Source organism: Microbacterium gallinarum (genome assembly GCF_014837165.1).
Classification (GTDB): Bacteria; Actinomycetota; Actinomycetes; order Actinomycetales; family Microbacteriaceae; genus Microbacterium; species Microbacterium gallinarum.
This window is the reverse complement of record NZ_JACSPM010000001.1, coordinates 663,528-677,185: the sequence shown is the minus strand read 5'-3', so window position 1 is coordinate 677,185 and position 13,658 is coordinate 663,528. Positions and strand designations below refer to the sequence as shown.

Genomic DNA, 13,658 nt, shown 5'->3' with positions numbered 1-13,658 from the left:
AAGGAATGACCCGATGACAATTCGCAGAACAGCACTCGCCGGTGCGGCGGTGGCCGCCCTGGTGCTCGCCGCACTCCCCGCGGCAGCCGCGTCGGCCGACCCGCTCGCGGGCGTGCCGACCGACGGCCTCCTCGCGGCGTACGACTTCTCCGCCACGACGGGCACGACGCTGGCCGACGCTGCGGCGGCCGGGGGTGCCCAGAACGGCACCGTCGTCGGTACCCCGGCATGGCAGAACGGCGTGATGCAGTTCACCGGGTCCAATCACGTCAAGCTGCCCGACAACCTGCTCGTCGGCAGCACTGCGGCGACGGTCGCCGTCGAGGCCAAGCCCAGCGCCGGCTCGCTCAGCGGGAACAACTTCCTCTGGAACATCGGCGGGTCCGGCGAGGGGGCCACGGGTCAGTTCTTCGTGCACACCCCTGGCCACCGTGCCACGATCTCGCGCACGAACTGGAGCGGCGAGCAGAACGCCGTGTCGCCCAGTGCCTTCGCAGCCGACCGCTGGCAGTCCATCGTCGCGACCATCGAGCCCAATGCCGGAGCCTCGACCTCGACGATCACGCTGTACGTCGACGGCGTGCAGGTGGCTCGCAAGGCGGACTCGACCACGGGCATCGCCGACCTCGCCGTGCAGACCAACAACGTCATCGGAGCGTCGGCGTACACGGCCGACCCGCGCTTCACCGGAGCGATCAGCAGCTACCGCCTCTACAACCGGGCACTGACGGCCGCCGAGGTGGCGACGGTGTCGTCGACGGATGCCGTGACCTCCGCGTCCGAGACGCTCAGCGGCATCTCGCTCGGCGACCTGTCGGCCGTGTCTTCCGACCTGACGCTCCCCACGTCGGGCGGAGTGACGTGGGCGACGTCGGACGCGAGTGTGGTCGCGGCCGACGGCACGGTCCATCAGTCCGAGAGCGGACCGACCAGCGCGGTGCTCACCGCGACCGCGACCGTTCGCGGCAAGAGCAGCACGCGGGAGTTCGCTGTGACGGTGACGCAGCTGCCCGACGCCGGCGCCCGCGCGGAAGCCGACCTCGCGGCGATCGCCCTGCACGGTCTGGACGATGTGCGTGATAACCTCACGCTGCCCGAGACCGGGTCGGTCCACGGGTCGGAGATCGAGTGGTCGGCGGAGCCGGCGGGCGTGATCTCGACCGAGGGGGACCAGGGCCGCGCTCCCGGCATCGTGACCCGCCCGGCACACGGGAACGACGACGCCGAAGTGACGCTCACCGCGCGCGTGCCCGGCGCCGAGGCATCCCGCATCTTCTCAGTGACCGTCCGAGCACTGCCGGAGCAGGAGGAGAACGCGGCCTACCTGTTCGCCCACTTCACCGCCGGCCGCTCGCCCAGCACGATCAACGAGCAGATCTACTTCGCCACGAGCGAGGACGGCGCGGACTGGACCGATCTCAACGCCGAGCAGCCTGTGCTGCGGTCGACGGTCGGGGAGACGGGTGCCCGCGATCCGTTCCTCGTGCGCGCCCCCGGTGGCGACAAGTTCTACCTGCTGGCGACGGATCTCAGCACCGCGCTGTACGGGTGGCGCTTCACGCCCGACAACCCGGGCAGCAAGAGCCTCGTCGTGTGGGAGTCCACGAACCTCGTCGACTGGTCGGAACCGCGGCTCGTCGACGTCGCATCCGAGATCCCGCAGGCCGGCGCGGCGTGGGCGCCCGAGGCGACGTACGACCCGGCCACAGGGGAATACCTCGTGTACTGGGCCACCGCGTCGGGCGCCGGGGCGGAGCATCCGCTCGGCAATGCGCTCGGCGACCCCATGAACATGTACTACGCGACCACCCGCGACTTCGTCACGTTCTCCGACCCCGTGAAGTGGATCGACCGCACCAACTCGATCATCGACACGACCATGCTGGAGATCGACGGCGTCTTCTACCGCGCTTCCGGCGACGGGCAGATCACGATCGAGCGCAGCTCCGACCCGTACGCGGTCACCGTCAGCGGCACCGCACCGACGAGCAATCCGGACGGCTGGGAGCGCGTGAGCACCCTCCGGGACATCTTCAACGACAACAACTACGCAGGGACGACGCTCGAAGGACCCGAGCTGTTCGCCTACAACCCGCAGGACTGGCAGAAGAATGCGTCTGGCGAGAGGGTCCCGACGTGGGGCCTCATGGCGGATCGCTACGGCGGCAGCATCGGACGGGGATACCTGCCGTTCCGCAGCACCGACCTCGCGAGCACCGCGCCCGCGGCGCAGGGCGGCGGCTGGTCCGTCGGCACCGATATCGACTTCGACGCCGTGCTCAAGCGCCATGGCACCATCCTTCCGGTCACGAAGACGGAGTACGACCGGCTGACGCAGGCGTTCGGTGATCCGACCGCGAAGATCTCGTCGATCGCGGTCACCAGCCCGCCCGCGCGGACCTCCTACGCGATCGGTGACGAACTCGACGCGGCGGGTCTCGAGATCACGGCGACCACCGCGAGCGGTGCGACCCGCGTGCTCGCCGCTCGTGAGTACACGCTCACGGGGTTCGACTCCTCCGAGCCGGGAGTGTCGCAGGTCACGGTGTCGCTGGATGCCGCACCGTCCATCCGCGCCTCGTTCGCGGTGTCGGTGACCGCAGCCCCTGCGCTCGAGGTGTCGGCCACCGTCACAGCCCGGTGCATCGCCGGGAAGGTGGTGCAGGTCGTCACCGTGACGAACGACGACGACAGCACACTGGCCGTGACCGCTGCGTCGCCATACGGCACCAAGACGTTCGCGTCGCTCGCGGCCGGCAAGTCGGCGTCGGCTTCGTTCACCACGCGTCAGCTCGGCATCGGGGCGGGGTCGGTGTCGCTCACCGCTTCGGCGACGGTGGACGGTGCTCCGGTGACGGTCGAGGAGACCACCTCGTACGCGGCTGCGAACTGCGGCTGAAGCCACGCGGCCCGGGTGTGAGCGCGCCCGGGCCGCGGCATCCTTCCCCTCGACCCGAAAGAGGACATCTGTCGTGACTGCACCCACCCGCATCCGCCGGCGTGTCCTCGGCGTCGTCGCAGTGGCGAGCGTCGTCGCCGCGGGCCTGCTGCCCGCCGCCGCCGCAGCCACCGCGTCGGAGCCGCTGCGCGACCGCCTCGTCGCCGAGTACCTGTTCGACGAGGCCTCGGGCGACGCCCTGCGCAACACCGCAGACGGCGACGCCGCGCCCGGCGACCCGCTGGATGCGGTCGTGCGCAACTACGTCGCCGATCAGCGGTCCGAGGCGGGCACGCTGCGGCTCACCGGCGGCGCGAAGACCTCGACCGGCAACTGGGTCGAGCTCCCCGACGACCTGCTCGCCGGAGCAGGATCGGCCACCGTGTCGATCGACGTGAAATCGGACCCGACGATGCTCACCTCGAATCACTTCCTCTGGAACATCGGGAATGACGCGACGCAGCAGTACTGGTTCGCCAACGCGCGCGGACCGCGGTCGGCGATCACCGTCGGATCCGCGACGGGGGAGAAGAACGCCACCGGCTATGGCGTCACGGCCAACCGCTGGCACAGCCTCACCGCGGTCATCGACGCGGACGCCGACACCCTCACCTTCTACACCGACGGTCAGCGCGCGGGCGTGATCAAGACCACGCTGACGCCGGCCGACATCACGCAGACGCTCAACACGATCGGCCGAGCGCCCTGGCCCGACACGCTCTTCAAGGGATCGGTCGGCGCGTTCCGCGTCTACGACCGCGCCCTCAGCGACATCGAGGTCGTCGCGCTGTCCGAGCTCGACGCGGCGCCGCACGCTGCCGAGCTCGCATCGGCGTCGAGCGCGAAGCTGGCGTCCCTCGACCTCGGCGACACCTCCGCGGTGACTACGGACCTCCAGCTCGTGACGCTGCACGGCGTCCGCTGGGCGTCGTCCGACCCTGCGGTCATCGCTCCCGACGGCACAGTCACCCGTCCCGCTCCCGGTCAGCCGGCCGCGGTCGTGACGCTCACCGCATCGGCGACCACGCGTGGCCAGGCTGCGTCGACCCCGCGCACCTTCACGGTCACCGTGCCCGCACTCACCGCCGCCGACCTGGCAGCCGACCGCAACGCGCTGCGCCTGCCCGAGCAGGTGCGCGGCAACCTGGCGCTTCCCGCGCGCGGCGTGGCCGGTTCGCCGATCCGGTGGGAGTCGTCCGATGAGGACGTGATCACGGATGCCGCGACCGGCGCCGCAGCGGCGGGCGTCGTCACGCGGCCGGCGTGGGGTGAGGCCCCCGCCGAGGTCACCCTCACCGCCACGATCGGCGACGGACCCGACGCTCTCACGCGCGCGTTCGCGGTCGACGTCCAGCCGCTGCCGCGCGCGGCGACCGACAGCCGCTATCTCTTCGCGTACTTCACCGCCGACACGGTCGCAGGCGAGAACATCTTCCTGGCCGCGTCGCAGGGCAACAGCGCCATGAGCTGGGACGTTCTCGGCGGCGGCGCGCCGCTCGTCACCTCGACCATCGGCGAGATGGGTCTGCGCGATCCGTTCATTCTCCGCGCGCCCGAGGGCGACCGGTTCTATCTGATCGCCACCGATCTCTCGATCGGCCGCAACAGCAGCTGGGACCGTGCCCTCGACCAGGGCAGCACCCACCTCGAGATCTGGGAGTCGGCCGACCTGCGCACGTGGTCGCAGCAGCGGCACGTGAAGGTGTCGGGTCCGAACGCGTCGATGACGTGGGCGCCCGAGGCCTACTGGGATGCCGAGGCCGGCGAGTTCGTCGTGTACTGGTCGTCGCGCGTCTACCTCGACGGCACCCGCCCGTACGACAAGGCAGGCACGCCGAACTCGACCTACTCGAAGGTCATGTACGCCACGACGCGCGACTTCGTCACGTTCTCGCCCGCGAAGGTGTGGGAGGACGCGGGCGACCGCATCGACTCGACGATGATCGAGGACGACGGCACGTTCTACCGCTTCACCAAAGAGGTGACGGGCTGCGTCGACATCGTGCAGGAGTCGTCCGACGACATGCACGCACTCACGGTGCCCGGCGACTACGCCTGGCAGACCGACGCGAGCTGCATCTCGAAGACGGCCCGCAACACGACGCGCACCACCGAGGGGCCGACGATCTTCCGCGCGAACGCGGGTGACACGTCGCTCCCCGCGGGCGTCGACGAGGGCTTCTACCTGTTCGTCGACGACTTCACCGGCGTCGGCTACCTGCCGTTGTTCACCGAGTCGCTCGCAACCCCGCAGTGGCGCACCGTCACCGGTGCCCTGCCGAAGTCCCGGCACGGCAGCGTGCTGCCGGTCACCCTCAACCAGTGGGAGGCGGCGAAGGGCGCTGCGCTGACGAAGGTCGCGACGGAGATCGAGCTCGACGGCGTCGAGGCCGGTGACACGCTGCGTCCGGGCGATGCCCTCATCGCGACGGTCTCCGCCGCCGACGGGGGAGCCGTCGCCGGCTCCGTCACATTCACGGTCGGCGACCTGACGGTCGACGCCCCCATCGTCTCGAAGGACGGTGTATACGTTGCCGAGGCGGTCGTCCCCGACACGGATGCCGCGGGCGAGGCCGCCGAGCTCACGGCGGCGTACGCCGGGTTCGATGTGCTGTCCGGGTCCATCTCGGCCCCGGTTGCCGTGGTCGTCGGCGACGCCCCCGTGCTCGCAGTCGAGGCATCCGTCACCGCCCGCTGCGTGGCGGGCAAGGTCGTGCAGGTCGTCACCGTGACGAACACCGACGACGTCGCGATCGGGGCGACGGCTGCCGGCGCGTACGGCTCGAAGACCTTCGCCTCCATCGCCGCGGGAAAGAGCTCATCGGCATCGTTCACGACGCGCCAGCCGTCGATCCCGCTCGGATCGCTCACCCTCACCGCGACCGCCACGGTCGCCGGCGCACCCGTCACGCTCACGGCCGACGCCGCATATCCCGCCGCGACCTGCGGCTGAGAAAGGAAGATCCGGTGGATCGCACACATATCGACAGCGCGCGCGGCGCGGGGACCGCGCGGCGCAGGAAGCTCCTCGCCGGCGTGGTCGGAGCCGCGCTGGTCGCGGGCGGGATCGGCGCGACCGTTCCCGCCACCGCGGCCGAGCCGGCGTCGCTGCTGGCCTCGTACGACTTCTCAGAGTCGAACGGCACGGTGCTGCACGACGTCTCCGGGGCGGGCAGAGACGCCGCCGTCGTCGGCGGCGCGGCCTGGCGCGGCGGATCCATGCAGTTCACCGGTGCGAACCACGTGCAGCTGCCGAACAACCTCCTCGCGGGGCAGAGCGCCGCGACCGTCGTGATCGAGACGAGCCCGACGGCGCTCTCCGGCAACAAGTTCCTGTGGAACATCGGCGGATCGGGTGACGCGGCGACCGGGCAGTTCTTCATCCAGCCCGTCGCGCCGCGCGTGGCGATCTCGAAGGCCAACTGGTCGGGTGAGCAGTCGGTCACCTCGGCCACCAAGCTCGTGCAGGGCCAGTGGCAGTCGGTCGCGGCGACCATCGAGAAGAACTCCGGCGCGACCACCTCCACTCTGAAGCTCTACATCGACGGAGCGCTCGTCGCGCAGAAGGCGGACTCCACCGTCGCACTGAGCGATCTCACGACCCACACGATGAACTACATCGGCAAGAGCGCCTACGCGGGCGACAGCCTCTATCAAGGAGGTGTCTCGGCGTTCCGCGTCTACAGCGCGGCGCTGACGGCGGCGGACATCGCGGCCGCATCGGCGACAGATGCTGCGGCCACCGCCGCTGAGGTCGCGAACGCGATCGACCTCGCCGCCGCGAACGTGCAGGACCTCGCGCAGGTCGAGTCCGACCTCGTGCTGCCCACGGCCGGCGGTGTAACATGGACATCTCAGCCGGCGGGCATCGTGGCGTCGAACGGTCAGGTGACCCGGCCCGCCGCCGACACCGTCGTGACGCTCACGGCGACCGCCACCGTGCGCGGCCAGTCCGCGACCCGCGACTTCGAGGTCACGGTGCTGCAGGCGCCGACCGCGGCCGAGCAGGCCGCGCGCGCCGCCGAGACGCTGCTGCTGCCGTCGGTGCTCGAGGAGGGCTATGTGCTGCCCCCCACGGCGCTCGGCCTGCCGGTCGTGTGGTCGCACGTGTCGGGTGCCGGATCCGTCGTGGACGGCGCGATCGCCACCGCTCCGGCCACGGGCCTGGGGGCCGCCACGCTGCGGGCCGTGGTCGGCACCGGCTCCGATGCCGCGACGACCGAGCTCGAGGTGCGCATCGCCGAGACCGGCGCGTCGCGCCTCGCCGCCTACACCACGTCGAAGAACACGCGCGGCGGCGATGACCCCGAGGTGACCCGGTCCGCCCACCTCGCGGTGAGCGCGGACGGCACCTCCTACACCGCGTTGAACTCCGGCGCCGGAGTCGTGTTCCCGAAGCACAGCGGCATGACCGAGACGGACAACGGCACCAAGCGCTACCTCGCTCAGCCCTACGTCTTCCGGCTGTCGGGCGATGAGGGCTTCGGCCTCATCGCGCGTCGCACCTCCGACACGGGCGTCGCCGACGCAGCCGGTGCGCTCGTCTTCACCTCTCCCGACCTCGTGGACTGGACCGAGGTCGGCCTCCTGGCGCTTCCCGGCCAGGGTGCGACGGGAGCGGTCTCGGCTGAGTGGGACTCGCGCGTGGACGCGTACCGGCTCGCGTGGACGAGCACGTCCGGCTCGACGCTCACGGGCACGACGCCCGACTTCGGCGCTGTGGCATCCGTCAAGGTCGGTCAGCAGCCGACCGGCCGCGTCGGCACGATCAACGTGGCCTACGCCGAGACCGCGTCGGTCGTGCCCGTCACGGTGGCCGAGGCGCGCGTCGCGGAGCAGCTGCTCGGACGAGTGCAGAACACCGGCCTGCAGGTGCCTGACGACGTGACGATCACGGCCGGCGGCGAGGTCGAGCTGCCCGAGAAGCTCACCGCGGAGTACTCGGACGGCGGCACCCACGACTTCCGTGTCGACTGGGATACTTCGGGGGTCGACCCGTCGACGCCCGGCGAGTACACCGTCACCGGCGCACTGGAGCGGACGGACACCATCTTCCCGCTCATCGCCCGGCGCGCCGATCCGCACGTGCTGCGATACACGCTGCCGAACGGTGAGAAGACGTGGTTGTTCATCTCCACCGACGACAACGGCCAGGACGAGTTCTTCGTGCGCCAGTCGAGCACGATCGCGGGCATCGCGAGCGCGGCGGACAACCGGATCCTCGGACCGGGCCTGTCCGGGACGAGCACCAACGCGCAGTTGTGGGCGCCCGAGTTCCACGTGCTCGACGGCGACCTGTACATCCTCTTCGCCGCGAACCCGAACAGCGAGAACGCGTGGAACGGCGTGCAGTCGTTCACCATGCGGCTCAAGCCGGGCGGCGACCCGCTCGTGCGCGCCGACTGGGAGGCACCGCAGCGCGTGCTCGACGCCGACGGTCAGCCGCTGACGACGTACGGCGCCGGGATCACGCTCGACATGACGCATTTCGAAGACGGCGGTGTGGACTACGTCTCGTGGTCCGAGCGCGCGATCACCCCGGTGACCGGCCCCGCCGTGCTGAAGATCGCCGAGGTCGTTCCCTCGACGACAGGCAGCTGGCGCCTCGCGGGTCCGCGCTCGACGATCGCCTACCCCGATCGAGGCTGGTCCAACAACACGACCCAGGTCGTCGAAGGCCCCTTCGTGATCAAGCGCGACGGCAAGATCATGATCACGTTCTCGGGCTCGGGCGTCGACTGGACGTACGCGGTGGGTCTCGCCACCGCCGAGTCCGGCGCCGACCTGCTCGACCCCGCCTCGTGGCAGGTGCGCACTTACCCGATCTGGCACTACGAGGGCGCTTTCGCGAACAACTGGGGACCCGGACACAACTCGTACACCTATGACGACGACGGCAACCTGCTGAACATCTTCCACGCCAAGCTCACCTCTGGAGGCACCCGCGACTCGGGGGTGAGGATGGTGTACTTCCGCAAGGACGGCAGTCCCATCCTCGACATGACCGACACCGAGTGGCTCGCCTCGGGTAACCGCACGGTCACCGCGACGGTGACGGTCACCGCGCCGGAAGGCCTCGAGGTCGAGGCATCCGTCACCGCACGCTGCGTCGGCGGCAAGGTGGTGCAGGTGGTCACTGTAGCCAACGGCGAGGACGTGCCGGTGTCCGTGACGGTGACGGGCGTTTACGGCACGAAGACGTTCGCGTCGCTCGCGGCCGGGAAGAGCGCGTCCACGTCGTTCACGACGCGCGCGCCCGGCATCCCCTCGGGATCGATGACCCTCAGCGCCTCGGCGACGGTAGCCGGCTCGCCGGTGACCGATACGACGGAGGTGAGCACCGCGCCCGCCTCGTGCGGGTGATCTGACCACGGTCGCAGCAGCGGCCGTCGCGACGCGCGCCGCGGGTGTGGACGGACCCCGCGGCGCGCTGTCGCGCCCGCGCGCAGTGGCGCCTCGGCGCTTCTCCTTGGGAGGCGTCGCCCAGATCAGGAGATCTGGCGGAGACAGGATGCTTTCGCCGAGATCGTCCTGTTCTCGTCGGATCTCCTGATCCGGTGCAGCGGCGACGGAGGGAGTGCCTGGTCCTCGAGGGAGTCCCTCGTCGTCGAGCGAGGACAGCGGCGGGGCACAACGCGTCCCCACGGGAGGCGTCGCCCAGATCAGGAGATCTGGCGGAGACAGGATGCTTTCGCCGAGATCGTCCTGTTCTCGCCGGATCACCTGCCCCGAGCAGCGGCGACGGAGTGTCCTCGCCGCGCTCGGCGCCCGCCGCCCCCCGCCGCCCACGACCCTCGTACGAAAGAGCCCCGCCGGATGGGGGCCGGCGGGGCTCTTCTGGGGGAGGGTCTAGCCGCAGGTCGCGGCGGCGTAGGAGGCGGATGCCTCGGCGCTGTCGCCCCCGGCGGTCACGGCCACACCGACCGTGCCGCCGGTGATCGAGCCCTGACGCGTCGTGAAGGCGGCTGTCGTGCTCTTGCCCGGCTGCACGGCGGCGATCGACTTCGAGCCGTAGGTGGTCGAGACGGCGAGCCCGACCGGCGCGTCGCCGTCGTTCGTCGTCTTGACCGTGAGCGTCACCTTGCCCGCGACGCAGCGTGTGTCGGCGACGACCGTCACCGGCAGCACCGGCGCAGCGACGACCACGTCGGCCGTCACGATCACCGCGGTCGAGCTGTACAGCTGCTTGCCCGGGGCGTTCCACGCGGTCGATCCACCCGTGCCGACCCACTGGTTGAGGTTGGCGCCGATCGTGCGCACGGTGCCGGTCACCTCGTAGGTGCCCGGCTCGCCGGTGTCGACGTCGGAGAGGTCCCACGTCACGGGCTGCGACGCGGTGCCGCGGCCGTACGCCAGAACGACCTCAGCCGAGCTCGGCAGCGCGTCTCGCACGTCGGCCTCGGCCGCATCGGCGCCGACCTCGACGGACCCGAGGTCGCTCGAGACGGCGGTGGCGGCATCCGCTTCACGGATCTCGTCGTACTGCGCCTTCGTGAGCCCCACGATGCCGCCGTGCTTGGTGCTCGGCGCCATGGAGAACGAGCTGCTCGCGAGCTGCGTGAAGCCCGCGTCGAGGTTCGTCGTCTCCATCGGCCGGTAGCCGGTCGACGGGATGACGTCGACGTAGAGGTACCACTTCTCCTCGCCGTGCCGCTGGAAGATCGCGGGACCCTCGACACCGCCGGCGTTGCCGCCGGACCAGATCGCGCCGATACGCGTCTGCAGCTGCGTCCAGGTCGCCGACGGCTTCCACCACTCGGCTGCCGATGTCGATTCGAGGTAGATGCCCTTGCCCGCGGAGTTGTCCTTCGTGATGCGGTAGGTCTTGCCGTCGTTCTGGATGATCGTGGTGTCGATCGTGTTGCCGCCCGCGTCGATGAACGCGCCGCCGTATTCGTACGTCTCCTGCGTGAAGTCGGGCGTCGCGCCCCACAGGATTCGCGAATACGTCGAGCCGGTGTGCTCGGGGTTGGTGTAAACGTTCGACGCCCAGTAGAGGACGAACCCGCCCTCACCGGGGCCGTAGTAGTCCGGCACCCAGGTCGCCTCGGGCGCCCACGCCATGCCGAACTCGCCGACCTTCGCGCCGTCCGTCAGCGCGACGTCGAACTGGCGCAGGTCGCTCCAGCTCACGAGGTCCTTCGACTCCCAGACGTTGAGCTTCGTGCTGCCCTTCGAGCTCCAGTAGCACCACTCCATGCAGCCGGAGACGCCGCGGTCGCCGCCGAAGACCCGAAGGTCGGTGGCGATGATGTAGTACGTCCCGGTCTCGGGGTTGTAGGTGAGGTAGGGATCGCGGATGCCGGTGGTGCCGAGGTCGGACGCCAGGATCGGCCGGCCCGCATTGAGCGGATCCCACTGCTCGGGGTTGTCACCGCGCGAGACATCGAGGTAGATCTTCTCGGCGTAGCCCGCCGAGTCCTCGATGAAGTGCACCATCGCGTAGCCGAACGCGTCGGTCGCGGCGGCTTCGGGCTTCACCGTCACGGGCACCTGCTTCGTGGCCGTCGCGCCGCGCACGGTGGCTGTCGCGGTCAGTGTGGTCTGCCGCGGGTCCTCGCCTGCCGCGGGCTGGTCGGCGGTCGCGGTCACGCCGTCGGCGCCGATCGTGATCGCCGGGTCGGCAGACGACCAGGAGACGCGACCGCCGTAGGTCGGCAGTGTCGTCTGCGCCTCGTCGAACGTCACGGCGGCGACCCCGTCGGCGACGGTCTGTGCGGCCTGCTGGAAGGAGGCGGCGTGGATCGCGGCATCCGCCACGGACACGTCGTTCACCTCCGCCGCCGTCAGCGCGCGGTCGTACACGCGGAACGTCGACACCTCGCCCTTGTACATGGGGTCGGGATAGGGCGCTCGGCCGATGGCGTTGAGGGTCTGGTCGGTGATGGATGCCGGCGTCAGAGCGGTGTTCGTGCGGGCGACCTGCACGCCGTCGACGTAGAACGTGATGTGGCCGGCGGCGCCGTCGATGACCGACGTCAGGCTGTACCAGCGGTTCGCGTCGAGCGCCGTGCCCGATCGGGCGTTGACCTCGCCCCCGCCGCTGTTCGTGGTGATCGCGGTGCGCGGATTGTCACGCACCGAGGCGAAGTAGTACTGCGTTGTCGAGTCGCTGCCGATGTTCCAGAGGAAGTTCCAGTTGCTCTTCATCGTCGGGTCGATCTTGGTCTCGATCGTGACGGTGGCGGAGGTCTTGCCGCTGAGGATGCTGTCGGGCAGGCGCACCCAGTTGGCCGAGGTGCTGGTCTTCGCGCCGCCCGCGAAGACGAGGGATGAACCCGTCCACTGGCTGTCGGTGCCGTTCACGACAGTGGCTGCCGCGCCGCCGCTGACGCGGTTCGGGATGCTCGCGCCCGTCGCCTGGTCGAACACGTACTCGGCGAGCAGGCCGTTGATGGGAACGGATGAGCTGGCGCCCGCGGCGGCGGAAGCCCCGACGGGAGCGAGCGCGGTGGCCATGAGGGCGGCGCTCACCATGGCGGCGACCACGGTGCGTGGACGTCGCCGAACGCGGGGGCCGCTCACCGAGGCTGTGGGTCGGGGAATGCGATTCACTCCAGCTCCTTTGCTGTGCGCTGCCCAGGGTGTGCGGGATCCGCATGAGGCACGCCGTGGGAATGTTAGCGCTCACGCTATCGGCGGGCAAGAGTTGTGAGTTGAATCTCGAGAAGTTTCAAGGACGGTCGGCACCGAATTTGCCGAAACCGATTTCGGGTCTTGTTCTCGCTAACTGTTGCCGGTAACATCCAAGGCGAGCCAAGTCGATCCACCGCCGGATCCGAGAGCAAAGGTGCAAAAATGCTCAGTCACTCCCTCAGCCGTACGGCGCAGACCGCGATCGCGGTTGCGCTCGTCGTGGCGGGGAGTATCCGGGCGCCGCGCCGAGAGGCGGGCGCACTTCGCGCCGGCCACCACCCATGTGAGACGGGGGCGCTCGGCAACGGCTGAGGCTTCCAGCGAGTCCCGACGACCGGATGGACCGGTCGCTCGCGAGTTCGGATCGGCAGAGGTGCCGACCGGGAAATTGGAGAGAACGAATGAACAAGCGAGGACTGTTCGCACGTACCGCCGCCGGTGCGTTCGGCGGGATGCTGCTGATCGGTGTCGCAGGCGCCGCCATCGCCGACGAGGTCGGCAACGACCAGGTCGACGTCAACGTGAACATCGAGGCGCTCGAGCCCGTGGGCGCGCTGACGATGACCGTCGGCGCCGACGCCGCGACGCTGACCGAGGTCGAGTCCACCGATCCCGAGGTCCGTCAGTTCGACGGCACCCTCCCGACCGTCACCGTCACCGACGACCGCGCCGAGGTCCCCGAGGGCGTCGCCTGGTACGTCACCGGTCAGTCGTCCGACTTCGTCTCGGGCGCGAACTCCATCTCGGCCGGACACCTCGGGTGGTCGCCGCAGCTGCTCTCGGAGGAGGGCAACGGCGAGGTCGCGGTCGGCCCGGACGTCGACACCGTGCTGGATGAGGGCCCCAACAACGTGGGTCTCGAGGGCGAGGAGTTCCTCGCGCTCTCGCTGGACTCGGGTGAGGCCGCCGCGGCGGGCGCCTGGTCGGCGAACGCCAACCTGTTCCTCAAGACGCCCGTCGACGTCGCGCCCGGCAGCTACGCCGCGACGCTGACCCTCACGCTGTGGGAAGACGCGTACTGACACGCGAAGTCTGACTCGTGTTGAATCGGGTCGGGGCCGTCGTCGGCGGCCCCGACCCTGAC

Annotated in this window: 5 protein-coding genes; 4 read left to right on the top strand and 1 reads right to left on the bottom strand. The window is 70.1% G+C overall.

Annotation, left to right across the window (positions count from 1 at the left end):
• Positions 1–13: 13 nt before the first annotated feature.
• From H9622_RS03185 to H9622_RS03175, 3 genes are all read left to right on the top strand, one after another.
• Positions 14–2,899, top strand: a complete 2,886-nt coding sequence (locus H9622_RS03185) for an immunoglobulin-like domain-containing protein (RefSeq protein ID WP_191764161.1) — start codon at positions 14–16, stop codon at positions 2,897–2,899.
• Positions 2,900–2,972: 73 nt separating this feature from the next.
• Positions 2,973–5,891 (top strand): immunoglobulin-like domain-containing protein, encoded by a 2,919-nt coding sequence (locus H9622_RS03180; RefSeq protein WP_191764159.1) that lies wholly within the window; start codon positions 2,973–2,975, stop codon positions 5,889–5,891.
• 14 nt (positions 5,892–5,905) lie between these two features.
• The gene (locus H9622_RS03175; RefSeq protein WP_191764157.1) at positions 5,906–9,301 is read left to right on the top strand and encodes a family 43 glycosylhydrolase; all 3,396 of its coding nucleotides are present in this window, start codon (positions 5,906–5,908) and stop codon (positions 9,299–9,301) included.
• Positions 9,302–9,787: 486 nt separating this feature from the next.
• Here H9622_RS03175 and H9622_RS03170 read toward each other — a convergent pair whose 3' ends face one another.
• Positions 9,788–12,415 carry a LamG-like jellyroll fold domain-containing protein gene (locus H9622_RS03170; protein ID WP_191764155.1) on the bottom strand — a complete coding sequence of 876 codons (2,628 nt, stop codon included), beginning with the start codon at positions 12,413–12,415 and terminating at the stop codon, positions 9,788–9,790.
• A gap of 560 nt (positions 12,416–12,975) precedes the next feature.
• Between H9622_RS03170 and H9622_RS03165 the strand changes: the two genes are divergently transcribed.
• Complete coding sequence (locus H9622_RS03165) at positions 12,976–13,596, top strand: hypothetical protein (protein ID WP_191764152.1); 621 nt, start codon at positions 12,976–12,978, stop codon at positions 13,594–13,596.
• Positions 13,597–13,658: the final 62 nt, after the last annotated feature.

Bases quoted from the DNA above. Each gene is read 5' to 3' on its own strand.
- H9622_RS03185 (WP_191764161.1), top strand. From the start codon at position 14: ATGACAATTCGCAGAACAGCACTCGCCGGTGCGGCGGTGGCCGCCCTG.
- H9622_RS03170 (WP_191764155.1), bottom strand. From the start codon at position 12,415: ATGGTGAGCGCCGCCCTCATGGCCACCGCGCTCGCTCCCGTCGGGGCT.
- H9622_RS03165 (WP_191764152.1), top strand. From the start codon at position 12,976: ATGAACAAGCGAGGACTGTTCGCACGTACCGCCGCCGGTGCGTTCGGC.